Here is a 25,941-nt window from a genome sequence, read left to right on the forward strand (position 1 = left end):
ATGAACTTCTCCAGTCTCGTTCGTCAACACTGGGCGGCGCTGCGGGCGCTGCTGGTGCTCACCGTCATCGTCGGAGTCGGCTACCCGCTGTTCATCTGGCTGGTGGCTCAGATTCCCGGGCTCAAGGACAAGGCCGACGGTTCGATTATCGAGGTGAACGGAAAGCTGTTGGGCTCCAGCCTGATCGGCCAGTCGTTCACCGACGACAAAGGCAATCCGCTGCCGCAGTACTTCCAGAGCCGTCCGTCGGCCGCCGGCAACGGATACGACCCGCTGGCCACCAGCGCGTCGAACCTCGGCCCGGAGAGCATCGTCGACACACCCGACAAACCGAGTCTGCTGACCCAGGTCTGCACCCGCAGCAAGGCGGTCGGCGAGCTCGACGGCGTCAACGGCGCGCGCCCGTTCTGCACCGGCGGCGGCGTGGGTGCGGTGCTCTCGGTGATCGGGCCGCGCGATGCGGCAGGCGATGTCGCGCATCCGACGACGGTGGTCAGCGTCAACGAGCCGTGCAACACCACCGCCCGGCCGTTCCTGGACACCTACGAGGGCGTCCGCGTGCAGTGCGCCAAGCCCGGGGAGGACTACTCGACCGGGCAGATCGTCCCGGTCAAGGGTGCCGTGTCCGATCCGGCGGTGCCCGCCGACGCCGTCACCGCGAGCGGCAGCGGCCTGGACCCCGACATCTCCCCCGCTTACGCCGATCTGCAGATCGCCCGGGTCGCGACCGCCCGCGGGGTCGGCGCCGAGCAGATTCGGCGCCTGGTCGCCGACTACACCGACGGGCGCACTCTCGGCATCTTCGGTGAACCAAGGGTCAACGTCCTCGAGCTCAACATTGCGCTGGACGAGAAGTTCGGTATGAAGAGCTGACGTCGCAGTGGATCGATCTGCGAATAATAGGGACGTGGACACCGTGCAACCGCCACGCGTGACGTCCGGCGGCGACCCGCCGCCGGACACGTCGTCCGAGAGCGACTCCCAGCCCGCCTCGCCCGGCCCCCGGCCGAAGCGAGGTGAGTTGCGCATCTACCTCGGTGCCGCGCCGGGTGTGGGCAAGACGTTCGCGATGCTCGGCGAGGCGCATCGCCGTCTGGAACGGGGCACGGATCTGGTGGCCGCCGTGGTCGAGACACACGGGCGCAAGAAGACGGCCGAATTGCTGAGCGGAATCGAGGTCATCGCGCCGCGCTACATCGAGTACCGGGGCAGCAGCTTTCCTGAACTCGATGTTCCGGCCGTACTGGCCCGCAAGCCGCAAGTCGTGCTCGTCGACGAGCTGGCCCACACCAATACACCCGGCAGCAAGAACGCCAAACGCTGGCAGGACGTCGAGGAGTTGCTCGAGGCCGGCATCGCGGTGATCTCGACCGTCAACGTCCAACACCTGGAGAGCCTCAACGACGTCGTCGCACAGATCACCGGTATCGAGCAGCAGGAGACGGTGCCCGACGAGATCGTGCGCGGCGCAGCTCAGATCGAACTGGTCGATATCACTCCAGAAGCTCTGCGGCGCAGGCTTTCTCATGGCAACGTCTATGCCCCGGAGAAGGTCGACGCGGCGTTGTCGAATTACTTCCGCCGGGGCAACCTGACCGCGCTTCGAGAACTCGCGCTGCTGTGGCTGGCCGACCAGGTGGACGCCGCGCTGGCCAAATATCGTGCCGACAACAAGATCACCGCGACGTGGGAGGCCCGGGAACGCGTCGTCGTCGCCGTCACCGGCGGAGCGGAGTCGGAGACGTTGGTGCGCCGGGCATCTCGAATCGCATCGAAGTCCAGCGCCGAACTGATGGTCGTGCACGTGGCGCGCGGCGACGGGTTATCCGGCGTCTCAGCGCCTCAGATGGGCAAGGTGCGCGAGCTGGCGACCAGCGTGGGCGCGACCGTGCACACCGTCGTCGGTGACGATGTGGGCAAGGCGCTGTTGGATTTCGCCCGCGAGATGAACGCCACCCAGCTGGTGATCGGAACGTCGCGGCGCTCCCGGTGGGCCCGCGTCCTCGACGAAGGCATCGGAGCGGCGATCGTTCAGGACTCCGGCAAGATCGACGTGCACATGGTGACCCACGAGGAGGCCAAGCGGGGCTTCTCGGTCCGGGCGGCGTCGCCCCGCGAACGCCGTGTGCTTTCCTGGCTGGCCGCCGTCATCGTGCCGTCGGTCATCTGCGCGCTGACCGCGCTATTCCTCGACAAGTACCTGACCATCGGCGGCGAGAGCGCGTTGTTCGTGGTCGGGGTGCTGGTCGTCGCCCTGCTCGGCGGGGTGGCACCGGCGGTGCTGTCGGCCATGCTGTCCGGTCTGCTGCTCAACTATTTCCTGACCGAGCCGCGGTACTCGTTCACCATCGCCGAACCCGACGCCGCGATCACCGAACTCGTCCTGCTGATGCTGGCCGTTGCGGTCGCCGTGCTCGTCGACCGAGCGGCCAGCCGGCAGCGCGAAGCCCGGCACGCCTCCCAGGAAGCCGAGTTGCTGACGCTGTTCGCCGGCTCGGTGTTGCGCGGCGCGGATCTGGCGACCCTGCTCGAGCGGGTACGGGAGACCTACTCCCAGCGCGCCGTGAGCGTCGTGCGAATCCGCGGCAACGACGAGCAGATCGTCGCCTGTGTCGGCAAAGATCCCTGTGTGACAGTCGATTCGGCTGACACGGCGATCGAGGTCGGTGACGACGAGTTCTGGATGCTGCTGGCCGGCCGCAGCCTGCCCGCCCGCGACAGGCGGGTGCTCACCGCCGTCGCCAAACAGGCCGCCGGGCTGGTGCGGCAGCGGGAGCTGGCCGCGGAGGCGAGCAAGGCCGAGGCCATCGAGAAGGCCGACGAGTTGCGCCGCTCGCTGCTGTCGGCGGTCAGCCATGACCTGCGTACCCCGCTGGCGGGTGCCAAGGCCGCGGTGTCCAGCCTGCGTTCCGACGACGTCGGCTTCTCCGCGGAGGACACCGCCGAACTACTTGCCACGGTCGAGGAATCGGTCGACCAGTTGACCGCGCTGGTGGACAACCTGCTGGACTCCTCGCGGCTGGCCGCGGGCGTCGTGCGCCCCGAACTCAAACGGGTCTACCTCGAGGAGGTGGTTCAGCGCGCACTGCTGAGCATCGGGCGCGGATCGACGGGGTTCGCCGCCCTGCGGCTGGACCGGGTCAAGATCGACGTCGGGGATGCGGTGGCGCTGGCCGATGCCGGCCTCCTGGAGCGGGTGCTGGCGAACCTCGTCGACAACGCGCTGCGCTACGCACCGGATTCCATCGTGCGGGTCAACGCGGGCCGGATCGCGGACCGGGTGCTGATCAACGTCGTCGACGAAGGGCCCGGCGTGCCGCAGGGCGCCGAGGAGCAGCTGTTCGAGCCGTTCCAACGCCTGGGCGACCGCAATAACAAATACGGTGTCGGACTGGGCCTTTCGGTGGCCCGGGGGTTCGTCGAAGCGATGGGCGGAACGGTCTCGGCCACCGACACCCCCGGTGGCGGTCTGACCGTGATCGTCGATCTGGCCGCACCGCCGGGAGGCCGGTGAGTGAGCAAGGTCAAGGTGCTGGTGATCGACGACGAGCCGCAGATCCTTCGGGCACTGCGGATCAATCTGAGCGTGCGCGGCTACGAGGTGACCACCGCCGCGACCGGCGCCGGCGCGTTGAAGGCCGCCGCCGAGCACCCGCCGGACGTGATCGTGCTCGACCTGGGGCTGCCCGACATGGACGGCATCGAGGTGCTCGGCGGACTGCGCGGCTGGCTGCGCGCACCGGTGATCGTGCTGTCGGCCCGCACCGACTCCGCGGAGAAGGTCGACGCACTCGACGCCGGCGCCGACGACTATGTGACGAAGCCGTTCGGGATGGACGAGTTCCTGGCCCGGCTGCGTGCCGCGGTGCGCCGAGGCGCGGCGGCATCGGAAACCGACGAGCCGGTGATCGAAACCGGGTCGTTCACAGTCGATCTGGCAGCCAAGAAGGTCATCAAGAACGGCGCCGAGGTGCACCTGACCCCCACCGAGTGGGGCATGCTCGAGATGCTGGTGCGCAACCGCGGCAAGCTGGTGGGCCGCGAGGAGTTGCTCAGGGAGGTGTGGGGCCCGGCGTATGCCAAGGAGACGCACTATCTGCGGGTATACCTGGCGCAACTGCGCCGCAAACTGGAAGACGACCCGTCGCGCCCGCGGCATCTGCTGACCGAGGCGGGCATGGGTTACCGCTTCGAGCCGTAACGCCGAGATCGACGCCGGCGCGGCGGAATTCGAGAAAACCCCACGGGGGTGTCGATCTCGGCGAACCGCTCGATACCCGTGGGGCGCATGTTGCCGACGGGGCGCAATGGAGCATCAGAAATCGGAGACGGCGACTGCCCTGCGAACTATGGTGAGAGGCATCAGGGCGAAGGAGTTGATCTGTCATGAATGAGCCCAAACACACGGGTGGCTGTTCCTGTCGCTGTAACGCCTGCGACGGCGGCCATCACTGTCACAACATCGGCAGCGGCTGCAAGGTCAAGCTTTAATCGAGAGGCGTCGCCACCGAAACTACGGTGGCGGCGCCTCTACTTTGGCGTTTGCCTGCCTCGTGCCGGGCCGGATATCGGCACCGAAAGCCGGGCCCACTTCGTCCCGGTCAACACGGGGACACCTGGCTGCACTTCGCGCTCGCCGTCGTGATGGTCGCGCTCGGCGTGTGCTGACCAGGCGCACGACAGGGTCTCGGACCCGGCGGTACGCCGGCCGACGCGGTGATCGCGGATTGACCTCCGGTATTGACGGGTATGCAGGCCCACATGGAGACGGCTCGTTCCGGAAGACTCCAGCGCCCGAGAGTCGGCCTGCTGGCGGTACAGGGAGCCGCGGTGCTAGTCGCCGCGGCGTTTCTGGCCGTCGCCATCGCCGGCTTCATTCCCGGGCTGACCACCCATCTGGACCAGCTGCACTGGGCGCACGAATCGCATTCCCAGCTGTTCGGAGTATTCGGGGTGTCGGTGGTGCACAACCTCGTCCACCTTGCGTTCGGTGTGGCCGGCCTGATCCTTGCGCGCACGTTCGCCCGCGCGCGGGCCTACCTGATCGGCGGCGGGGTGATCTATCTCGGACTGTGGGTCTATGGCCTGCTGATCGACCTGGCCGGACCACGAAACATGCTGCCGCTCAACAACGCCGACAACTGGCTGCACTTCGCGATCGGTGTGGTGATGACGGTGCTGGGCTTGACATTGGCCGGAACCAAGACGCCCACCGGCGCCGACGGGGTGCCGCTGATCCTGCCGGAGGACGAGGACTGAGCAGTACTCAGACGATCGACAGCGCAATCCCGTCGAGGATGTCGTGCTCGCTGACGATCAGCTCATCGATTCCCGCCCGCTGCCCCAACGAGTAGGCCAGCTCCTCGACGACGATCGAACCGCCGCCGATGACGTCGACGCGGCCCTCGTGCATGGGACCCAGCGCTGCGCGCTGCTTGCGGGTCATCCCGACAAGCTGGTCGCAGACCGCCAGCAGATCCGGGAACCCGACCCGGGAGAGGTGGATCGCCTCCGGGTCGTAGACGGTCATGTGCTGGGCCAGCGCGGCGAGGGTGGTGAAGGTGCCCGCCACCCCCACCCACGTCTTGGCCTGATCCACCGGCACGACCCGCAGCGCCTCGCCGAGCCGTTCCCGCACCACATCACGCGCGGCGGCCACCTCCGCGGCGGTCGGCGGATCGGAGTGCAGGCAGCGCTCGGTGAGCCGCACGCAACCGATATCGGCTGAGAAGCTGGCCTGCACCCGACCCGCCGCGTCACCCAACACCACCTCCGTCGAGCCGCCACCGAGGTCGACCACCACGAACGGCGCTGCGGCACTGTCGAGTTCACCGACGGCGCCGTTGAAGGACAGCTCGGCTTCCTCCTGGCCGGTGATCACCTCGGCGACCGCACCGGGCACCACCGGGTCCAGCACCTCGGCGGTCATCGAGAAGAACTCATCGCGGTTGGCCGCATCCCGCGTCGCCGACGTCGCCACCATCCGCACCTTGGCGACGTCGAACTGCTTGAGCAGCGCGGCGTAGTCGGCCAGTGCGGCCTGGGTGCGGGCCAGCGCGTCCGGCGCGAATTGCCCGGTGGCATCGACGCCCTGACCCAGCCTCACGATGCGCATCTCCCGGTGCACATCGTGCAGACGCCCCCCGGCGAGGTCAGCGATCAGCAGCCGGATCGAGTTGGTGCCGCAGTCGATGGCCGCAACCCGGTTCGTCTCTACGATGATGTCCACTCCTCTTTGTCGAGAATTCCCGCCATCCCGGGCTCGGCGGCCAGCACGGCCAACGCTTCGTCACCAAAGGGGTTGACGCCACGGCCTTTTGCCAGCGAATGCGCGATCACCACATGCAGGCACTTGACCCGATCGGGCATCCCGCCCCCGGTGAACGTCGTGCCCAACGGCTCGATCGCGTCGCGCTCGGCCAGATACGACTCGTGGGCCAGCCGGTAAGCCGCGGCGAGCTGCGGGTCCTGCTGCAGTCGCTCGCTCATCTCACGCATCAGTCCGTCGGACTCCAGCCGGCTCGCGGCTGCGGTCAACACCGGATGGGTCAGGTAGTACAGCGTCGGGAACGGGGTCCCGTCCGGTAGCCGGGGCGCCGTCTTCACAACTGCCGGTTCACCATTGGGGCATCGGTAGGCGATCTCCAGTACGCCGCGCGGCTCGCGTCCGAGCTGCCGCGCCACCGCGTCGAGATCGACGGGATCAACCACCGGGCGCCGGAGGTGGGGCTGGAAGAGGTTCCGGCGGCGGCGGGCCGGGGTCGGTCGTGGGGACCGGGGGCGGGCCGTGCGGGGTGTCGGCGATGGTGTGCCACAGCGAGGTGTACCAGGGGTCGTTGCTGCGCACCGGGGCGGCCTGCGGACCGGTGTCGGGGGCGACGACGGCACCGGCGGGCAATTGCACCTGATAGGGAATGTCGCCGGGCATCACGAAGCCCAGCCGCTCGCGGGCCTGGGCGGCGATGTACACCGGGTCCGCCAGCTTGGCTTTCTGCGACTCCAGATCGGCAATCTGCTTGCGCAGTGCGGCTTCCGAGGCGGAAAGCTGCTTCATCTCGGTGCGCTGCGCGAAATACGTCCGTACCGGGCCGGCGATGGTCAAGGTGAGCACGCAGACCACCGCGGCAAGGATGGCCGCGCGGCGCGCGGTGAAGCCGAGTCGCTGTTCACTCTGATGCTCCGCCGAGGCCGCGATCGCGCGGCGGACCGGTTCGGTGACACTGTGGCCTCTGCTGGATGTCGCCGGCCCATCGGCTCCGACAGCTTCGGGTGCGGCCTTTGTGTCCGCGGGACGCGGATCCTTCTTCGCCGTAGGCGACGTGCGCGAGCGGACCCGACCCGGCGCACCCGGCCGGGAGGCCGGGGAGCGCCGCTTCGAATCGGGCCGCTTGCTTTCCGCCACAGTCTCTTTCGGGTCCTATTCGCCGACCACGAACCGCGGGAAGGCGAGATCGCCTGCGTAGCGCGCGGCGTCGCCGAGCGCCTCCTCGATGCGCAGCAACTGGTTGTACTTGGCGACCCGCTCGCTGCGCGCCGGCGCACCGGTCTTGATCTGACCGCTACTGACGGCGACCGCCAGATCGGCGATGGTGGTGTCCTCGGTTTCACCGCTGCGGTGGCTCATCATCGTGCGGTAGCCGCTGTTGTGGGCCAGCGCGACCGCATCGAGCGTCTCGGTGAGCGTGCCGATCTGGTTGACCTTCACCAACAGTGCGTTGGCCGCGCCCCGCTCGATGCCGTCCTCGAGCCGTTCGGGATTGGTGACGAACAGGTCGTCACCCACCAGCTGCACCCGGTCGCCGATCGCGGTCGTGAGCTCGATCCAGCCATCCCAGTCGTCTTCGGACAGCGGATCCTCGATCGACACCAGCGCGTAGGAGTCCAGCAGCTCGGCGTAGAAGTGGCCCATCTGCTCGGCGGTGCGGACCTCCTTCTCGAAGGCGTAACCCTTACCGGCAGTGAAGAATTCGGTTGCGGCTACGTCGAGGGCCAGCGCGACGTCGGTGCCGAGCGTGAAGCCTGCCGCCTCGATGGCCGTCCCGATCAGATCGAGTGCCGCCCTGGTGCCGGCGACGTCGGGCGCGAAGCCGCCCTCGTCACCGAGCCCGGTGGACAGCCCCTGCTTCTTGAGCACCGCCTTCAACGAGTGATAGACCTCCGTACCCCAGCGCAGCGCCTCCTTGAAGCTGGGCGCACCGATCGGCGCCACCATGAACTCCTGGACGTCGACACCGGTGTCGGCGTGCGCGCCGCCGTTGAGGATGTTCATCATCGGCACGGGCAGGATGTGGGCATTGGGTCCGCCCAGGTACCGAAAGAGGGGAAGACCGGCACTGTCCGCGGCGGCCTTGGCCACTGCCAGGGAGACGCCGAGGATGGCGTTGGCGCCCAGCCGCGACTTGTCGGGGGTGCCGTCCAAGTCGAGCAGCGCCTGGTCGACGAGACGCTGGTCGTCGGCGGACAGCCCGATGACCGCGGGGGCGATCTCGTCGAGCACCGCCTCGACGGCTTTCTGCACACCCTTGCCGCCATAGCGGGCCGCGCCGTCACGCAGTTCGACGGCCTCGTGCTCGCCGGTCGATGCACCCGACGGAACGGCGGCGCGCGCGAAAGTGCCGTCGATCAGGGCCACCTCGACCTCGACAGTCGGGTTGCCGCGGGAGTCGAGGATCTCGCGGGCCGCGACCTGCTCGATGATGGGCACTGGCTGTCTCCTTGCGTCGTGGGGTGCGACGAATAGCCTAAATGGTCGCCGGCGCGCAGGCCTCGTTGAGCTTGGGTTCAGAGCGCGTGGCCCTGGGCGTAGGCCGTCGCCCAGTCGCGCACGGTGCGGGCGTACTGGTCGGAGTGGTTGTAGGCGTGCAGCGCGTTCATCCAACCGCGCGGCGAGGCCAGATCCTTGCCGCGGAAGCACAGGTAACCCGCCGCCGACAGCGCCGCGTCGTCGATGTTGTCCGGGCTGATCACCCCGTCGTTGTTGGCATCGACGCCGTAGAGCCGCCACGTCTCGGGGATGAACTGCATCGGTCCCATCGCCCGGGCATAAATCGGCTCGTCATTGCTGATGGTCTGCTCGTCGTCGATGATCTCGAGGTTGCCGTTGGTGCCGTCGAGATGCACCCCCCTGATCGGCGGGCTGACGTCGCCGTTGGGCGCAATGATCGCGTCGCGGTAGGTGCCGTGGTGGCTTTCGACCATGCCGATGCCGGCCAGCGTCGTCCAGGCCAGATGGCAGTTGGGATTTTCCACCTCCGCCACCCGCGCGGCGTAGGCATAGGCTTCGAGCGAGGTTATCGGGATGCCGAGTGCGGGTGCGCGCTGCGCAGCCCACTCGTGCAGCTGATCGGCCGGCCGGCCCTTGGCGTGGGTGTCGACCGCAGGCACCGGATCGCCCGGCGGCGGGGGCACACCATCCGGAATCGGCGTACCCAGCTGCCAGGAGCAACTTGCCGCCAGCAACATGGCCGCCGCCGCAACGACGGCGACAGGACGCAGCCAACGCGTTGACGACACAGCACTCCCTGGGGCCTCAATAATCTTGTTCATCGTCCCATGGCCGCCGTGTCGTTAGTCCCTACCGGCGAAGCCGACGAGTCGGTAATTTGGTTACCAGACGTCTGTTAAGGTGAGCCGAACCTTGGTTTGGTAAGCCTTGCTTGAGCGGGCAAGGTAATGAAGTTAGTTAGGACGCGCCGATGACCGACCTGGCGGCAATTCCGACCGGCATCCACACCACATACAGCGCTGCCGCGCCGAATGTCGGCGCGCAGCTGTTCGGCAGCGGGCTGATCGGCGTGCGCGAGGGTTTGGAAGCCGGGATCATCGTCATGGTCCTGATCGCGTTCCTGGTGAAATCCGATCGCCGCGACGCCCTGAAATGGGTGTGGCTCGGTGTCGCTGCAGCCGTCCTGATGACAGTGGGCGTGTTCCTCACGATCCAGTACAGCGCGTACACGGTCGACAACCTGGCAGCCGAGGCCATCGCCGGGGTGGCGTCCCTGGTCGCCGTCGTGATCGTCACGTCGATGGTCCTGTGGATGCGTAAGGCGTCGGCCAGCATGTCCGGTGATCTGCGCGCAGGAATGACGAAGGCGCTCGAAACAGGTGCGTTGGCGGTGTTCTCGCTGTCGTTCCTGGCAGTGGGCCGAGAGGGCTTCGAGACTGCGCTGTTCATGGTGGGCTACGCCGAGGCCGAGACCGCGTGGCCGCTGGTGGGTCTGTTCATCGGTGTGCTGGTGGCCGCCGTGATCGCCTGGGGCATGTACGCCGGCGCCGTGCGGATCAACCTGGCTAAGTTTTTCTCCTACACCGGCGTGTTCCTGATTCTGGTGGCGGCGGGCGTCCTGTCCTACGGCGTCGGAGCTCTTCAGACCGTGGGCTGGGTGCCCGGCCTCGGCAACAAGGCCTTCGACATCAGTGCCGCGTTCAACTGGTCGGCCTGGTACGGCGAAATCATCCAGGGCGTCCTCAATGTCACCCCCACCCCGACGGTGTTGCAGCTGATCTGCTGGCTGGCCTACATCGTCATCGTGCTTGCGCTGTTCCTGCGGCCCACCCGCCCTGCGGCCACGCAGGCCCCGGCCACTGCGGTCTCCACTGAGAAAGCCGACGCCTCCGAAGAATCGGGGCACTCCCTCCTTCCCGAAAGGTCTCATAAGTGACGCTCACCCACGGCATCAAGACCAGCGCTGCCGCTGCCGCGGCCATCCTGGCCGGAGTCTCCATGGCCGCCTGCACGGCCAAGGAGAACAAGTCCGCGGATGCGAGCCCCAAGGCGGCTTCCGAGATCACCGTCAACGCCTCCGACACCGAGTGCAAGCTGTCGGCCACGCAGGCCGGCACCGGCCCGAGCACCTTCGTGATCACCAACAACGGGTCCAAGGTCACCGAGTTCTACGTGTACGGCAAGGGCGAGCGGGTGATGGGTGAGGTCGAGAACATCTCCCCCGGACTACAGCGCAAGCTGGTCGTGCAGCTCGCCGAGCCCGGCACCTACAAGACCGCGTGCAAACCGGGCATGGTCGGCGACGGCATCCGCGGCGACTTCACGGTGACCGGCAACGCCGTCGCGGCCGACACCGAGGGTGAATTCTCCGAAGCCAGCGAAAGCTACAAGCGCTACGTCAACAGCCAGACCGACGCTCTGATCCCGGCGACCCAACTGTTCGTCGACGCGGTCAAGAAGGGTGATGTCGCGGCGGCGAAGGCGCAGTATCCAGTCGCGCGCACCTACTACGAGCGCATCGAGCCGGTCGCCGAATCGTTCCCCGACGATCTCGACCCGCGCATCGACCTCCGGGAAGCCGACCTGGAGCCGGGCCAGAAGTGGACGGGCTTTCACGCGCTGGAGAAGCAGCTCTGGGTCACCGGCCTGCAGCCCGACGCCAACGCCCTGGCCGACCAGCTGCTGGCCGACATCAAAGAACTGAACGACGGTGTGAAGGCACCGGGCTGGACCATCGACTCCACCCAGATCGCCGGCGGCGCACAGGGTCTGCTCGACGAGATCTCCAAGAGCAAGATCACCGGCGAAGAGGACATCTTCAGCCACACCGACCTGTGGGACTTCACCGCCAATGTCCAGGGCAGCCAGACCGCGGTGGCCTCGGTGCGCCCGATCCTCGACAGCCGCAACGCCGAGTTGGGCAAGCGGGTCGACAAGGGCTTCACCGACGTCGAGGCACTGCTGGCCAAGTACCGCAAGGGGGACGGCTTCGTGCTCTACGACACCGTGACCGAGCCGCAGCGACAAGAACTCTCGCGTGCCATCGACGCGTTGAGCAAGGAAGTCAGCCAGGTGCAAGGTGTCATCGCTCCCCAGTAACGACGAACGGTCGGCCCCGCCTTCGCCTGAGGCATCCCCGGGGTTGTCCCGGCGCAAGCTGTTCGGCGCGGCCGGCGTCACCGCTGCTGTGGTCGGCGCGGCCGGCGCCGGGGCGCTCGCCGGCCGGGCGGCGGCGGCCAGCACCGACAACAGCGGGCTCGACAAGCCGGTGCCCTTCCGCGGCGAACACCAGGCCGGGATCGTCACCCCGGCGCAGGACCGGATGCACTTCGCCACGTTCGACGTGACGACCGACAACAGGGCCGACGTCGTCGCCATGCTCAAAGAGTGGACGGGCATGGCCGAGCGGATGACCGCCGGCCAGGAAGCCGTCCATGACGGCGCGATCGGCCTCAATCCCTATGCACCACCGTCGGATACCGGTGAGGCGCTTGGTCTTACGCCGTCCCAGCTGACGCTGACCATCGGGTTCGGTCCGTCGTTCTTCCGCAAGGACGGCAAGGACCGCTTTGGGATTGCGAGCCAGAAGCCGCAGCTGCTCGAGCCCCTGCCCAAGTTCCCCAACGAGACCATGGACCCGGCACGCTGCGGCGGTGACATCGTCGTGCAAGCGTGCGCCAACGACCCCCAGGTCGCGGTGCACGCCATCCGTAATCTGGCCCGGGTCGGCTTCGGCACGGTGGCGGTGCGCTACTCCCAGCTCGGGTTCGGCCGCACGTCGTCGACCACCCGGGAGCAGACCACACCGCGAAACCTGTTCGGGTTCAAGGACGGAACCAACAACATCAAGGCTGAGGACACCGACACCCTCAATGAGCAGGTATGGGTGGCCAAGGGCGACGGTCCGGACTGGATGACCGGCGGAAGCTACCTGATCAGCCGGCGCATCCGGATGCGCATCGAGTCCTGGGACCGCACAACGCTTCTCGAGCAGGAGCGGGTAATCGGCCGGCAGAAGGGCAGCGGAGCGCCCAACGGACGCAAGCAAGAGTTCGAGGAACTCGATCTCGACATCGTCGACAACAAGGACACCCCGCTGATCGATCTCGACGCCCATGTGCGGCTGGCATCCCACCAGCACCTGGGCGGGATCCGGATTCTGCGCCGCGGATACAACTTCACCGACGGCTCTGACGGGTTCGGGCACCTGGATGCCGGGCTGTTCTTCATCGCGTTCGTGCGTAACCCGGTGACCCAGTTCATCCCCATGCAGACGGAGTTGGCTCGCCGCGACGCGCTGAACGAGTACATCACCCACACCGGCAGTGCGATCTTCGCGGTCCCGCCGGGTCTGCGCGACGGCGACTACTGGGGTTCGACGCTGTTCGGCTGATCGGCCTCGTCGTCGGGCTCGGCCGGCTCGACGTCGTCGGTGAGCTCGGGTAGGTCCAATTCCTCGTCGACGCGGACAGTGTCGACGTCGTCGAGCAGGTCGTCGTCGGTGACCACCTCGGGCACCAGCGGCAATTCCAGCGCCTCGGCGGCCGGCGCCGGCCAGTGCCTGCGCCACTCCTCGGCGGTGACCGCACCCAACGGGGCGACGACGTCCAGTTCACTGGGGGTATCGGTGTCGCGCCGGTTCGCCGCGATCGCGCTTTCGACGGCGCGCACGGTGTCCATGAACTCCAGCACGTGCGTGCGCAACTCGTTCTCGGCATCTCTCTCGGCCGCGACGGTCACCGACACGACCGATGCGGGGATCAGCTCGGGCGGCAGACCGGCGGTCAGCACGCGGGCGATGACCTTCTGCGCCAATGCCAGCGCAGGCTGAGCTGTCGGCACGTCGTCGACACAGGATATTCGGCGCTCGTCGCCCGATCTTTCAGCAGCCTTGCGCTGCTCCCATTGCGCCAGCTGGTCTTCCAGCGAGATCGACTCGCCGGCCAGCACGGCGGGTACCCGGTTGCCGAGCTTGCGCACCAGCGCGTCGGCCACATCGTCGATGGTGAATGCATGCTGCGATGCCTCTTCGGCAATCCGCGCATGAAAAAGCACCTGCAGCAACACATCTCCGAGTTCGTCACGCAGCTCGTTCAGATCTCCGCGGTGGACCGCGTCGAACAGCTCGTAGGTCTCCTCCAGCAGGTAGCGCCGCAACGAGTCGTGGGTCTGTTCGCTCTCCCAGGGACCCGCCGTGCGTAGCTTGTCCATGATCGCCACGGCATCGACGAGTCGCTCGCCCGCTTGCGGCTCGGGCGCGGCGATCAGCCGCTCCCCCGCGGCCAGCCGGGCCTGCACCTCGGGGTGCTGCCGATCCGAGGACAGCAGGACCGCAGCGTCGTCACCTGTGAACACCGGCCGTCCCGACGGCAGCGACCACGGCACCTTGATCGGCAGCTCCTCGGTGTACTGCACGTCGCCGCCGAGCAGCTCGACCGCCTCCACAGGCACCAGCGACGGGCGGCGGGGGTCGACCAGGATGACGGTCACCGCTCTCCCTTCGCCGCGCCGGCCGGTGTGAACGTCGTTATATCAAGCTCGCCCTGCGGTTGCCCGTCAAGTGCGCGAAGCAGATCGGCCGCCATCTGCACCAGTTCCAGGTCCCGGATCCGCGGGGCGCCGACACCGCTGCCGGCCCGCGGGATCGGCACCGTCACCGTCGAGGTTGTCGCGCGGTAGCTCGCGCCGGGATAGACCCGCTTCAGCCGAAGCTGCGCCGAGTCGGGCAGCGTCAACGGTGACACGCGAAGCGTTGTGGCAGAACCACTTCCGGTGGCCGCCAACTCGGTCACGCCGTAGCCGCGGCACACCAGCCGCAGCCGTGCCACCGCGATCAGACGCTGCGCGGGCTCGGGCAGGGGTCCGTAGCGGTCGGTCAGTTCCTCGACCACCGAGACGATGCCGGCATCGTCGGCGGCGGCGGCCAGCCGGCGATAAGCCTCCAACCGCAACCGGTCGCTGGCGATGTAGTCCGGCGGCAGATGGGCGTCGACGGGCAGGTCGATGCGCACATCCTTGGGCTCTTCGGCGGTGGTCACCGTCTTGCCGTCGGCGGCGGCCCGGTACGCCTCGACGGCCTCGCCGACCAGCCGGACGTACAAGTCGAAGCCGACACCGGCGACGTGACCGGACTGTTCGACGCCCAGCACGTTGCCCGCACCGCGAATCTCCAAGTCCTTCAACGCAACCGCCATGCCCGCACCGAGCTCGTTGTTCTGCGCGATGGTAGCCAGCCGGTCGTAGGCGGTCTCGGTGAGCGGCATCTCCTTGGGATAGAGGAAGTAGGCGTAGCCGCGCTCGCGGCTGCGGCCCACCCGTCCCCGCAGCTGGTGCAGCTGGGACAGCCCGAAGGTGTCGGCGCGTTCGACGATGAGGGTGTTGGCGTTGGAGATGTCCAGTCCCGTCTCGACGATCGTGGTGCAGACCAGGATGTCGTATTCCCGGTTCCAGAAACCTTCGACGGTGCGCTCCAGCAACTCCTCGGGCATCTGGCCGTGCGCGACGACGACCCGCGCCTCGGGCACCAGCTGACGGACCCGCGCAGCCGCGGCGTCGATGCTGCTGACCCGGTTGTGGATGTAGAAGACCTGCCCGTCGCGCAGCAGCTCGCGGCGCAGCGCCGCGGCGACCTGCTTGTCGTCGTGCGCACCGACATAGGTCAGCACCGGGTAGCGCTCCTCGGGTGGGGTGAGGATGGTCGACATCTCCCGGATACCGGCCAGGCTCATCTCCAGGGTGCGCGGGATCGGGGTGGCACTCATGGTCAGCACGTCGACGTGGGTGCGCAGGGCCTTGATGTGCTCTTTGTGCTCCACACCGAAGCGCTGCTCCTCGTCGACGACCACCAGGCCGAGATCCTTCCAACGGATCGCCGTCTGCAGCAGCCGGTGGGTGCCGATCACAATGTCGACGCTGCCATCGGCCATCCCCTCGATCACCGCGCGGGACTCGGCGGGATCGGTGAATCGCGACAGCCCCTTCACGGTGACCGGGAAGCCCGCCATCCGCGCGGTGAACGTCTGCAGATGCTGGTCGGCCAGCAGCGTGGTCGGCACCAGCACCGCCACCTGCTTACCGTCCTGGACGGCCTTGAACGCCGCGCGCACCGCGATCTCGGTCTTGCCGTAGCCGACGTCGCCGCAGATCACCCGGTCCATCGGGACCGGCTTCTCCATGTCGGCCTTGACCTCCTGGATGGCGGTCAGCTGGTCGATCGTCTCGGTGAAACCGAACGCGTCCTCCATCTCGGCCTGCCACGGGGTGTCCGGGCCGAAGGCGTGCCCGGGCGCGGCCTGACGCTTGGCGTAGAGCGCCACGAGTTCGCTGGCGATTTCTCGAACGGCCTTGCGCGCCTTGGTCTTTGTGTTCGTCCAGTCACTGCCGCCGAGCCGGCTCAGGCCAGGTTCTTGACCGCCGACGTAGCGGGACAGCTGGTCGAGGGAATCCATCGGCACGAACAACTTGTCGGCCGACTGTCCCCGCTTGCTGGAGGCGTACTCCAGCACCAGGTACTCGCGCCGCGCACCGCCCACGGTGCGCTCGACCATCTCGACGAAACGGCCGATCCCGTGCTGGTCGTGAACCACCAGATCGCCGGCGGTCAATGCCAGCGGGTCGACGGTGTTGCGCCGCTTGGCGGCCAGCCGCCTGCCTTCCGGGGCTGCGGCGCGGTTGCCGGTCAGGTCGGTTTCGGTGATGACCACGAGGTTGGCGCCGGACACGATGATGCCGTCGTGCAGCGGGCCCTTGAGCACGCCCACCACACCGGGCTTCGGCGCCTGGCCGGATTCCAGCATGGCAGCCGGAGTGTCGCGTTCACCGAGTTGTTCGACCACCCGGTGCGCCGTACCGGCACCGGGTGCGACGACCGCGGCATAACCACCGGTCAGCACATGCGCGCGCAGCATCGCGAAGATCTCGTCGACGTTGCTCTGCTGACCGCGCGCCGACGGGGCGGCCCGCACGTCGAGTTCGATCGCATTCTCGGCGGCCAGTTGGCTCAACGTCCACCACGGGCGGTTGCTCGCCCGGGCCGCGTCGCGCACCTCGTCGAGGTCGCGGAAACCGGAACCGCCGAGCTGCTCGACGTCGATCGGGGCGTCACCGCCGATCGCGGCGACCGACCACGACGCTTCCAGGAACTCGCGACCGGTCTTGATCAGGTCCGCCGCACGGGTGCGCACCTTCTCCGCGTCGCACACCAACACCGGGGTGTCGGCGGGCAGGTGATCGATCAGCAGGGCGAGTTCGTCCGGGCGCAGCACCGGCTGCAGCGCCTCCATCCCGTCGACCGGGATACCTTCAGCGATCTTCTCCAGCATCTCCCCGACGCTGCCGGTGATGTGATCGTCGTCGGGCGGACGTGTCTCGATGAGCTTGGCGGCCCGCGCGCGAACCTCTTCGGTGAGCAACAGCTCGCGACACGGCACCGCGACCACGGTGTCGACGTCGATCTCGGCAATCGAGCGCTGGTCGGCGACGGCGAACATCCGCATCTCGCTGACCTCGTCGCCCCAGAATTCGACCCGGACCGGGTGTTCGGCGGTGGGCGGGAACACGTCGAGGATGCCGCCGCGGACTGCGAATTCACCGCGCTTGCCGACCATGTCGACGCGGGTGTAAGCGAGCTCAACCAGTCGCGCGACCAGTGCATCGAAGTCGAACTCAGCGCCTACGCGCAGTGTCACCGGCTCGATGTCGGCGAGGTCGGGCGCCATCGGCTGCAGCAGTGAGCGCGCGGTCGTCACCACCACTCGCAGTGCCGGCCCCAGCCGGGCATCGTCAGGGTGGGCAAGCCGGTACAACACCATCAGGCGCGCACCCACGGTGTCGACGCCGGGCGAGAGCCGCTCGTGCGGCAGGGTCTCCCAGGACGGGAACATCACCGCCGCGTCGCCGAACACACCGCGCAATTCGGCGGTGAGGTCATCGGCCTCGCGCCCGGTCGCGGTCACCACGAGCAGTGGGCCCCCGCGGGCCAGTGCGCATGCCGCATAGAGCTGAGCACTGGCCGGCCCGACCATCGCGAGCTCGTCGGGACGTTCGGCCGCACGTTGTGCGAGTTCTACGAAGGCCGGCGCGGTCAGCGCCAAGTCCACCAGCCCCGCGATCGGGGTGTGAACATACTCCTGCCCCGGTGCGGTCATGATGACCCCATTCTAGGCGGCACGACCGAAGACGTTGCGGCGGGCCGCGATTCGCTCGCGCCCTGTGACGCAGGTCGCGTCAGCGGCCGGCGACGGTGAACCCGGGGTCCGGGATGCCTTCGGGGAACCGCTGCAGCGCGGCCACTGCCAGGGCGGCCAGTTTTTTCAGCGCATCGATCACGGCCGGATCGGGCTGCCCCGGCTGCGCCCAGTACACACCGATCGCGCCCACCGGATCGGGCCCGAGCATCGGGGTCATCACCAGGCTGCGCACGAACGTCGGCCGGTACGCGGCCTGTGGAATGCGTTCATCGCGACGGATGTCTGCGATCGCCACCGATGTGCGGTGAATCATCGCCCAGCCGCTGATGCAGTCCGAGACGGGGAAGCGCTGGCCCTTCCACAACGGACTCATCGAGTCTTCGTCCGCGTAGTAGCACATGTCGTGGTCGAGGAGGACGAACGTGGCGCCGTGCGCACCGGCGATCCGGCGCGCTGCGCCCTTCACGATCTGCTGGACATCCTCGAGCCGCTCGGCGCCCCTCAGCTGGGCGTCGACCTGGTCGATGACCTCCGGCTTGCCGACCAACGCGCCGACCCCCCTCCTGCCAGGCCCCGACAGCTTCGTTGCGACGTGTGCGTCGATTATCGCAGGTGCCATCGCTACTCGCCCTCTAACTGCGGATCGGCTTCCAAATGCGTCAGCCCGTTCCACATCAGGTTCACCAGATGAGCGGCCACTACTTCTTTCTTGGGTTCGCGGGTGTCGAGCCACCACTGCGCAGTCATCGACACCGAACCGACCAGGGCCTGGGCGTACAGCGGGGCGAGCACAGGGTCGAGGCCGCGGCGGGCGAAATCGCCGGCCAAGATCGAGGACACCTGGCTGACCGCGTCGTTGAGCAGGCTGGAATAGGTGCCGGTGCTGATCGCCGCGGGTGAGTCGCGGATCAGGATGCGGAATCCGTCGGTGCGTTCCTCGACATACGTGAGCAGGGCCAGCGCCACCCGCTCGACCCGGACACGCGAGCGGTTATTGGTCAGCGACGACGTAATGCCGTCCAGCAGAGCCGACATCTCGCGGTCGACGACCACGGCGTAGAGGCCTTCCTTGCCGCCGAAGTGCTCGTAGACCACCGGCTTGGAGACATTGGCGCGCTGGGCGATCTCCTCGATCGAGGTGCCCTCGTAACCGCGCTCGGCAAACAGGGTGCGCGCGACATCGATGAGCTGGCGCCGGCGTTCGGTGCCGGTCATCCGCGCGCGCGGCGGACGAGGCTCCTTCTCCGGTGCTGCCACTGTGAGTCCTTCCCGCGTCGCTGCGCTCCTGCCCTCCGAAAATCCTTTTCCCGGGTCGCTGCGCTCCTGCCCTCCGAAACCCCTTCCCGGGTCGCTACGCTCCTGCCCTCCGAAACCCCTTCCCGGGTCGCTACGCTCCTGCCCTCCGAGCGAGAGTAGCTGTTTGCATTAGAGTCTCAGGCGGACATTTCGGCCAGTCCGTCGTGGTGTAATCGGCAGCACCTCTGATTTTGGTTCAGATAGTTCAGGTTCGAGTCCTGGCGACGGAGCACAGACTCTTGGAGGTTCGGGTGACCACACACACCGATGCCGCCGTCCTGGTGCTGGCAGCCGGGGCCGGAACCCGTATGCGCTCCGACACCCCCAAGGTGCTGCACACCCTCGGCGGGCGCAGCATGTTGGCCCACACCTTGCACGCGGTCGCGGCACTGCAGCCCAGCCACATCGTGGTGGTCGTCGGGCACGGCCGCGACGACGTCACTGCCGAGGTCGTCCGCGTCAACAACCAAGCCACCACGGTGGTGCAGGAACAACAGCTGGGCACCGGGCATGCCGTAAGCGTCGGGCTGTCCGGGCTGCCCGCGGACTTCGCCGGAACCGTCGTGGTCACCACGGCCGATGTACCGCTGCTGGACAGCGAAACGTTGGTCACCCTGACGCAATCTCACGCCGGGGCGGGTGTGACGATCGTGACCACCACACTGCCGGATCCCACCGGCTATGGCCGCATCCTTCGCGACGCCGACGGTGCGGTCACCGCAATCGTCGAGCATGCCGACGCCGACGAGGCGCAACGCGCCATTGCCGAGGTCAACTCGGGGCTCTACGCGTTCGATGCGGCCGCGCTGCGGTCGGCACTGACCCGGCTGCGCACCGACAATGCCCAGGGTGAGCTCTACCTCACCGATGCCATCGCCTTGATCCGTGCTGACGGGCTCCCGGTGCGGGCCCAGCACATCGCGGACACCGCGCTGGTCTCCGGCGTCAACGACCGCGTTCAGCTGGCGGCACTCGGCGCCGAACTGAATCGCCGCATCATCGAACGCCATCAGCGGGCCGGGGTCACCATCACCGACCCGGCCACGACCTGGATCGACGTCGACGTCGAAATCGGAGCCGACACCGTCATCGCCCCCGGCACCCAGTTGCTGGGCATCACCTCGATCGGCTCCGGCTGCACCATCGGGCCGGACACCACGCTCACCTCGATGGAAATAGGTGACGGCGCCACGGTGATCCGAACCCACGGCGAGTTGTCGGTGATCGGCGACCATGCCGCCGTCGGCCCGTTCACCTATCTGCGGCCCGGCACCAAGCTGGGCACGAAGGGCAAGCTCGGCGCGTTCGTGGAGACCAAGAACGCGGTCATCGGTGCGGGCACCAAGGTGCCGCACCTGACCTACGTCGGCGACGCCGACATCGGCGAGCACAGCAACATCGGCGCGTCCAGCGTGTTCGTGAATTACGACGGCGAGAACAAGAGCCGCACCACCATCGGCTCGCACGTGCGCACCGGCTCGGACACGATGTTCGTCGCGCCGGTCACCGTCGGGGACGGCGCCTACACCGGTGCCGGCACCGTGCTGCGCGACGACGTGCCGCCGGGTGCGCTGGCGGTGTCGGCTGGACCACAGCGCAATATCGAGGACTGGGTGCTGCGCAAGCGGCCCGGCAGCGCATCGGCGCAGGCCGCGGCCAAGGCCAGGGAGTCCGAGTCGGACGCGGCGACGGAGTGATCGGCGTCGCCGAATGTTGCCTTTTTGGTAACCCGGGGTCATAGCACCGTACGATTGCCCCGTATCGACCTCCGACCGGCAAGGGCAGCACACAGTGGGCACGGACTGGACCGACAACCGCAAAAATCTGATGCTCTTCTCGGGCCGCGCGCACCCGGAGCTGGCCGAACAGGTCGCCAAAGAGCTCGACACCCAGGTCACCGCGCAGACCGCACGAGACTTCGCCAACGGTGAGATCTTCGTCCGCTTCGACGAATCGGTGCGCGGCTGCGACGCCTTCGTCCTGCAGTCCCATCCCGCGCCGCTGAACAAGTGGCTGATGGAACAGCTGATCATGATCGACGCGCTCAAGCGTGGCAGCGCCAAGCGAATCACCGCGATCCTGCCGTTCTATCCCTATGCCCGCCAGGACAAGAAGCATCGCGGCCGCGAGCCGATTTCGGCGCGGCTGGTGGCCGATCTGTTCAAGACCGCGGGTGCCGACCGGATCGTGTCGGTCGACCTGCACACCGACCAGATTCAGGGCTTCTTCGACGGGCCGGTGGATCACATGCGGGCCCAGCCGCTGCTCACCGGCTACATCCGGGACAACTACAACTGCGAGAACGTCGTCGTGGTCTCACCGGACTCCGGTCGCGTGCGCGTCGCCGAGAAGTGGGCCGACGCCCTCGGCGGCACCCCGCTGGCGTTCATCCACAAGACCCGCGACCCGAAGGTGCCCAACCAGGTTGTGTCGAACCGGGTCGTCGGCGATGTGGCGGGCAAGACCTGCGTGCTGACCGACGACATGATCGACACCGGAGGCACCATCGCCGGCGCGGTGAAGTTACTGCACAACGACGGCGCCAAGGACGTCATCATCGCCGCGACCCACGGCGTGCTGTCGGACCCGGCCCGCGAGCGGCTGGCCGACAGCGGTGCGCGCGAAGTGATCGTCACCAACACCCTGCCGATCGACGAGTCCAAGCGATTCCCGCAGCTGACCGTCCTGTCGATCGCGCCGCTACTGGCCAGCACCATCCGTGCGGTCTTCGAAAACGGTTCAGTGACAGGTCTTTTCGACGGGGACGCGTAGTTGTCGAGCACCATCTACCACAACCCGCGCTGCAGCACCTCCCGCAAGACCCTGGACCTGCTGCGCAACAACGGCATCGAGCCGAGAATCGTCGAGTACCTCAAGACACCGCCGTCGCGAGCCGAGATCGCCACGCTGATCGCCGACGCCGGCATCGAGGTGCGCGCGGGCGTCCGCAAGCGTGAATCGCTGTACACCGAGCTGAATCTCGCCGACGCCAGCGATGACGAGCTGTTGGACGCCATGGCGGCCAACCCGATTCTCATCGAGCGTCCGTTCGTGGTGACGCCCAAGGGAACTCGGCTGGCAAGGCCGATCGAATCGGTACACGAAATTCTGTGAGAGCGCGTAGCGCAGCCCTGCTCATCACGCTGGCCACGACCGTGGCGGCGTGCGGGACGACGCCGCCGGACTACTCCTCGATCTGGAGCACACCGCCCACCATCACCTCGAGCAGTCCCACCACGTCGGCCAAGCCGCAGCCGATCGCCGAATACCTCTACGGCGTGGGCGTCATGGGTGAGCAGGTCCCGCTGAACAAACTGACCGACATCACCGTGACTTTGCCGCGGCCACCGGGCTGGACCAAGTACGACAATTCGAACTTCTCGCCGGGCACCGAGGTGATCGCGAAGAACAACACCTACCCGACCGCGATGGTGATCGTGTTCAGGCTGACCGGCAACTTCGATGTGGGTGAGGCACTCAAGCACGCCAGCGTCGATGCCGAGATGTCGCAGAACTTCACCAAACTCAACTCCTCCACCGCTGATTTCAACGGGTTTCCCTCCTCGATGATCGAGGGCAGTTACGACCTCAACGGCCAGCGTCTGCACTCCTACAACCGGGTGGTGATTCCGGTGACGCCGGCACCGGCGTTCCAGCGCTACCTGGTGCAGCTGACGGTGACCACCCGCGCCGACCAGGCCGCCGCGGCGTCCGACGATGTCGAGGCCATCATCAAGGGCTTCAGTGTCGCGCTGAAGAAGTAGCCTCGCCGCCGCGCAGCGCTCTCATCGGCGAGCAGACGCAGAATCGCCCTTCGGCGGGCGAATTCATGCGAGTTTGCGTCTGCTCGCGAGAGATAAGGTAGCGGGATGAGTTGGACCGCTGCAGATCTGCCTTCGTTCGCCGGACGCACTGTCATCGTCACCGGAGCCAACAGCGGGCTGGGACTGGTCACCGCTCGCGAGCTGGCCCGCGTCGGCGGCCATGTCGTCCTTGCGTGCCGCAACGCGAGCAAGGGCGCCGAAGCCGCCGCCACCATGACCGGTGACGTCGAGGTGCGCAGCCTCGACCTGCAGGACCTGGCCTCGATCCGGGACTTCGCCTCCGGGGTGGACAGTGTCGACGTCCTCATCAACAACGCCGGCATCATGGCCGTCCCCTACGCCGTCACCAAGGACGGATTCGAAAGCCAGATCGGCACCAACCACCTCGGCCACTTCGCGCTGACCAACTTGCTGCTGCCCAAGGTGACCGACCGCGTCGTCACGGTGTCGTCGTTCATGCACATGCTGGGCAGGATCAGCCTCAAGGACCTGAACTGGAAGGCTCGGCCGTACTCGGCGTGGCTGGCTTACGGCCAGTCCAAGCTGGCCAACTTGCTGTTCACCAGTGAGCTGCAAAAGCGCCTGGACGCGGTGGGGTCGCCGCTGAAATCCCACGCCGCCCACCCTGGGTACTCGGCCACCAATCTGCAGGGCCACACCGGCAACCGGTTCGGCACCCGGATCTGGGACGCCGGGAACAGCCTGTTCGCCACCAGCGCCGACTTCGGCGCCCGGCAGACCCTGTACGCGGCAGCGGCGGACCTGCCCGGCAATAGCTTCATCGGCCCCAGGTTCGCGATGCGCGGGCCGACCGGCCAGTCACCGCGCAGCCCGCTGGCCCGCAACCAGGCCACCGCGACGGCCTTGTGGCGGCTGTCCGAGCAGCTCACCGGCATCGAATTTCCGCTCTGAACCCCTGATCGGCTACCCTGATGGCCGCGTCACGGCGAGGGTGGTCCAAGCCACCGTTATCGACGAGGCTTCCTATTGATGGTGCCGCCTGAGCCGTGCGGAAGACCCACTGATAACTCAGGAGCACCCATCATGGCCAAGAACGCCACCAACAACCTCACCGCCGGCGTGCGGGGTAAGACCGGTAAGGGCGCATCGCGCCAGGCCCGCCGCGAGGGCAAGGTTCCTGTCGTTCTCTACGGCCACGGCACCGAGCCCCAGCACCTCGAGCTCAACGGCCACGATTTCGCCGCCGTCCTGCGCAAGGCGGGCACCAACGCGGTGCTGACCCTGGACATCGAGGGCAAGGAGCAGCTGGCGCTGACCAAGGCCATCGCCGTACATCCGATCCGGCGCAGCATCCAGCACGCCGACCTGATCGTGGTTCGCCGCGGCGAGAAGGTGACCGTCGAGGTCAACGTCGTCCTCGAGGGCGAGGCCGCCCCGGGCGCGCTGGTCACTCAGGACGCCAGCACCATCGAGATCGAGGCCGACGCCATGTCGATCCCGCAGCAGCTGACCGTGTCGATTGAAGGTGCCGAGGAAGGCACCCAGATCAACGCCGGCCAGGTCGAGCTGCCCGAGGGCGTGACCCTGATCAGCGATCCCGACCTGCTGGTCGTCAACATCGTCACCGCACCGTCGGCCGAGGAGCTGGAGGCCGAGGGCGGCGGCGAGTCGATCGAGGAGCAGGCCGCCGACGCCGCCGAGGCAGCCGAAGCCGGCGAGGGCGAGGGCGAGTCGGCCGAGGCCGAGTAAGCCCGGATGGCCGATCCCCTGCTGGTTGTCGGCCTCGGCAACCCGGGTCCGCAGTACGCCAAGACCCGGCACAACCTCGGCTTCATGGTGGCCGATCTGCTGGCCGCCCGCATGGGCGGACAGTTCAAGGTGCACAAGCGTTCTGGCGCGGAGATCGTGACCGGCCGGCTGGCTCACCGTCCCGTCGTGCTGGCCAAACCACGCACCTACATGAACGAGTCGGGACGTCAGATCGGTCCGTTGGCGAAGTTCTACTCGGTCATGCCGACCGACATCATCGTCATCCACGACGAGCTCGACATCGACTTCGGCCGGATCCGGTTGAAACTCGGCGGTGGCGAGGGCGGCCACAACGGTCTGCGATCGGTGGCGAACTCGCTGGGCACCAAGAACTTTCAGCGGGTCCGCATCGGGGTCGGCCGACCGCCGGGGCGCAAGGACCCGGCGGCCTACGTCCTGGAGCCGTTCACCGCCGCCGAACGCACCGAGGTGCCGGCGATCTGTGAGCAGGCCGCCGACGCTACCGAGCTGTTGATCGAGGCCGGGCTGGAGCCTGCCCAGAATCACGTGCACGCCTGGTAGGGATTGCCAGCCACCATCCGAGCGCGATCAGCGCGGCCACCTCGAATCCGGCGATGCCCCGTTCCACCAAGCCCAGCGGGATCAACGTCCACCACCGTTGATCGGTTGCGATGCCGACCGCGATGGCTCCGAACAACACTGACAGCCAACCGATCCCGACGACGGTGAGCCATCGCGCGGCCCGCACGGCACCGTCCCGGCCGCGAGCGATCAGAAGCACCGCCAGCGGCAGCGCGACGAACGCAACGAGGGTCGCGACCCGGTGCACACTGCCCGACACACTCGGACCGGTGACCCAGTTGTGTTTGGGAAACGCGACGATTCCGACCAGCGCCACCACCCACAGCGTCATCGACACCGAACCAGCGGACCACGGCCGTACCCGGCCGGCCCGGATGAGCCCGTAGAGCAACCCCGCCGAACCACCCGCCAGAATCAGCACGGCCGTGACGAAAGCCGCACTGCCGGAGGTGTACACGTACTCGGAGATCGTCGCCGCGCGCAACTGCCGGCCGCGGGTGTGCTGGCCGCCGACCGTCGCATCGAGTCCGAGCACCACGACTATCGCGAGTGCCGCACCGAAACCGCCGATCCAGCCGAGCGCACGCACCATCGG

At 67.6% G+C, this 25,941-nt stretch carries 24 protein-coding genes and 1 tRNA gene; 15 read left to right on the forward strand and 10 right to left on the reverse strand.

Translation table 11 applies throughout. The features are described 5' to 3' along the window. From AB431_RS23490 to AB431_RS23505, 4 genes are all read left to right on the forward strand, one after another. Positions 1 to 873, forward strand: a complete 873-nt coding sequence (locus AB431_RS23490; RefSeq protein WP_047331964.1) for a potassium-transporting ATPase subunit C — start codon at positions 1 to 3, stop codon at positions 871 to 873. 148 nt (positions 874 to 1,021) lie between these two features. After that, positions 1,022 to 3,514 carry a sensor histidine kinase KdpD gene (locus AB431_RS23495; RefSeq protein WP_047333734.1) on the forward strand — a complete coding sequence of 831 codons (2,493 nt, stop codon included), beginning with the start codon at positions 1,022 to 1,024 and terminating at the stop codon, positions 3,512 to 3,514. A gap of 15 nt (positions 3,515 to 3,529) precedes the next feature. Beyond that, a complete protein-coding gene (locus AB431_RS23500; protein ID WP_200902788.1) occupies positions 3,530 to 4,201 on the forward strand; it encodes a response regulator in 672 nt (223 codons plus the stop codon). A gap of 560 nt (positions 4,202 to 4,761) precedes the next feature. After that, on the forward strand, positions 4,762 to 5,259 hold the full coding sequence (locus AB431_RS23505) for a DUF4383 domain-containing protein (RefSeq protein ID WP_235435744.1): 498 nt from the start codon (positions 4,762 to 4,764) through the stop codon (positions 5,257 to 5,259). A gap of 7 nt (positions 5,260 to 5,266) precedes the next feature. On the opposite strand, the gene AB431_RS23510 is transcribed toward AB431_RS23505, so the two are convergent. The 5 genes from AB431_RS23510 to AB431_RS23530 all read right to left on the reverse strand — a co-directional run bounded on the left by AB431_RS23510 (position 5,267) and on the right by AB431_RS23530 (position 9,513). Beyond that, the gene (locus AB431_RS23510; RefSeq protein WP_304413801.1) at positions 5,267 to 6,229 is read right to left on the reverse strand and encodes a Ppx/GppA phosphatase family protein; all 963 of its coding nucleotides are present in this window, start codon (positions 6,227 to 6,229) and stop codon (positions 5,267 to 5,269) included. Beyond that, positions 6,214 to 6,711, reverse strand: a complete 498-nt coding sequence (locus tag AB431_RS23515) for a DUF501 domain-containing protein (protein ID WP_047331966.1) — start codon at positions 6,709 to 6,711, stop codon at positions 6,214 to 6,216. Before AB431_RS23515 ends, AB431_RS23510 begins: the two co-directional genes overlap by 16 nt. Further along, complete coding sequence (locus AB431_RS23520) at positions 6,704 to 7,402, reverse strand: septum formation initiator family protein (protein WP_047331967.1); 699 nt, start codon at positions 7,400 to 7,402, stop codon at positions 6,704 to 6,706. Before AB431_RS23520 ends, AB431_RS23515 begins: the two co-directional genes overlap by 8 nt. Positions 7,403 to 7,417: 15 nt before the next feature. Next, positions 7,418 to 8,704: a phosphopyruvate hydratase gene (gene eno, locus AB431_RS23525; protein ID WP_047331968.1), complete on the reverse strand. Its 1,287-nt coding sequence runs from the start codon at positions 8,702 to 8,704 to the stop codon at positions 7,418 to 7,420. A gap of 77 nt (positions 8,705 to 8,781) precedes the next feature. After that, positions 8,782 to 9,513, reverse strand: coding sequence for a lytic transglycosylase domain-containing protein (locus AB431_RS23530; protein WP_047331969.1), 732 nt, complete (start codon positions 9,511 to 9,513; stop codon positions 8,782 to 8,784). Between the two features lie 182 nt (positions 9,514 to 9,695). Between AB431_RS23530 and efeU the strand changes: the two genes are divergently transcribed. The 3 genes from efeU (at position 9,696) to efeB (ending at position 13,118) form a co-directional block, all read left to right on the forward strand. Then, the gene (gene efeU / locus AB431_RS23535) at positions 9,696 to 10,661 is read left to right on the forward strand and encodes an iron uptake transporter permease EfeU (RefSeq protein WP_047331970.1); all 966 of its coding nucleotides are present in this window, start codon (positions 9,696 to 9,698) and stop codon (positions 10,659 to 10,661) included. A gap of 62 nt (positions 10,662 to 10,723) precedes the next feature. Then, positions 10,724 to 11,824, forward strand: coding sequence for an iron uptake system protein EfeO (gene efeO, locus AB431_RS23540; protein WP_235435961.1), 1,101 nt, complete (start codon positions 10,724 to 10,726; stop codon positions 11,822 to 11,824). Then, complete coding sequence (gene efeB / locus AB431_RS23545; protein WP_047331972.1) at positions 11,805 to 13,118, forward strand: iron uptake transporter deferrochelatase/peroxidase subunit; 1,314 nt, start codon at positions 11,805 to 11,807, stop codon at positions 13,116 to 13,118. The genes efeO and efeB overlap by 20 nt, the downstream gene beginning before the upstream one ends. On the opposite strand, the gene AB431_RS23550 is transcribed toward efeB, so the two are convergent. The 4 genes from AB431_RS23550 to AB431_RS23565 all read right to left on the reverse strand — a co-directional run bounded on the left by AB431_RS23550 (position 13,091) and on the right by AB431_RS23565 (position 19,128). After that, the gene (locus AB431_RS23550) at positions 13,091 to 14,215 is read right to left on the reverse strand and encodes a nucleoside triphosphate pyrophosphohydrolase (RefSeq protein ID WP_047331973.1); all 1,125 of its coding nucleotides are present in this window, start codon (positions 14,213 to 14,215) and stop codon (positions 13,091 to 13,093) included. The genes efeB and AB431_RS23550 overlap by 28 nt on opposite strands. Continuing rightward, on the reverse strand, positions 14,212 to 17,871 hold the full coding sequence (mfd, locus tag AB431_RS23555; RefSeq protein ID WP_047331974.1) for a transcription-repair coupling factor: 3,660 nt from the start codon (positions 17,869 to 17,871) through the stop codon (positions 14,212 to 14,214). The genes AB431_RS23550 and mfd overlap by 4 nt, the downstream gene beginning before the upstream one ends. A 79-nt stretch (positions 17,872 to 17,950) precedes the next feature. Continuing rightward, positions 17,951 to 18,532, reverse strand: a complete 582-nt coding sequence (locus AB431_RS23560) for a GAF domain-containing protein (protein WP_052960379.1) — start codon at positions 18,530 to 18,532, stop codon at positions 17,951 to 17,953. Positions 18,533 to 18,534: 2 nt separating this feature from the next. Then, positions 18,535 to 19,128 (reverse strand): TetR/AcrR family transcriptional regulator, encoded by a 594-nt coding sequence (locus AB431_RS23565; RefSeq protein ID WP_047331975.1) that lies wholly within the window; start codon positions 19,126 to 19,128, stop codon positions 18,535 to 18,537. Positions 19,129 to 19,367: 239 nt separating this feature from the next. Here AB431_RS23565 and AB431_RS23570 point away from each other — a divergent pair. From AB431_RS23570 to pth, 8 genes are all read left to right on the forward strand, one after another. Further along, positions 19,368 to 19,439, forward strand: a tRNA-Gln gene (locus tag AB431_RS23570). 78 nt (positions 19,440 to 19,517) lie between these two features. Then, complete coding sequence (gene glmU / locus AB431_RS23575) at positions 19,518 to 20,906, forward strand: bifunctional UDP-N-acetylglucosamine diphosphorylase/glucosamine-1-phosphate N-acetyltransferase GlmU (RefSeq protein ID WP_235435962.1); 1,389 nt, start codon at positions 19,518 to 19,520, stop codon at positions 20,904 to 20,906. 94 nt (positions 20,907 to 21,000) lie between these two features. After that, the gene (locus AB431_RS23580) at positions 21,001 to 21,981 is read left to right on the forward strand and encodes a ribose-phosphate diphosphokinase (protein ID WP_047331976.1); all 981 of its coding nucleotides are present in this window, start codon (positions 21,001 to 21,003) and stop codon (positions 21,979 to 21,981) included. After that, the gene (arsC, locus tag AB431_RS23585) at positions 21,982 to 22,323 is read left to right on the forward strand and encodes an arsenate reductase (glutaredoxin) (RefSeq protein ID WP_047331977.1); all 342 of its coding nucleotides are present in this window, start codon (positions 21,982 to 21,984) and stop codon (positions 22,321 to 22,323) included. Continuing rightward, a complete protein-coding gene (locus AB431_RS23590; RefSeq protein WP_052960380.1) occupies positions 22,320 to 22,973 on the forward strand; it encodes an LpqN/LpqT family lipoprotein in 654 nt (217 codons plus the stop codon). The genes arsC and AB431_RS23590 overlap by 4 nt, the downstream gene beginning before the upstream one ends. Positions 22,974 to 23,078: 105 nt before the next feature. Then, a complete protein-coding gene (locus AB431_RS23595; protein WP_047331978.1) occupies positions 23,079 to 23,945 on the forward strand; it encodes an oxidoreductase in 867 nt (288 codons plus the stop codon). Between the two features lie 132 nt (positions 23,946 to 24,077). After that, positions 24,078 to 24,743 carry a 50S ribosomal protein L25/general stress protein Ctc gene (locus tag AB431_RS23600; protein ID WP_047331979.1) on the forward strand — a complete coding sequence of 222 codons (666 nt, stop codon included), beginning with the start codon at positions 24,078 to 24,080 and terminating at the stop codon, positions 24,741 to 24,743. Positions 24,744 to 24,749: 6 nt separating this feature from the next. Then, a complete protein-coding gene (gene pth, locus AB431_RS23605) occupies positions 24,750 to 25,325 on the forward strand; it encodes an aminoacyl-tRNA hydrolase (protein WP_047331980.1) in 576 nt (191 codons plus the stop codon). Here pth and AB431_RS23610 read toward each other — a convergent pair. Beyond that, positions 25,264 to 25,938: a DUF998 domain-containing protein gene (locus AB431_RS23610; RefSeq protein WP_047331981.1), complete on the reverse strand. Its 675-nt coding sequence runs from the start codon at positions 25,936 to 25,938 to the stop codon at positions 25,264 to 25,266. The two genes, pth and AB431_RS23610, sit on opposite strands and share 62 nt — an antisense overlap. Positions 25,939 to 25,941: the final 3 nt, after the last annotated feature.

The sequence above is a fragment of the Mycobacterium sp. EPa45 genome (assembly GCF_001021385.1).
GTDB lineage: Bacteria > Actinomycetota > Actinomycetes > Mycobacteriales > Mycobacteriaceae > Mycobacterium.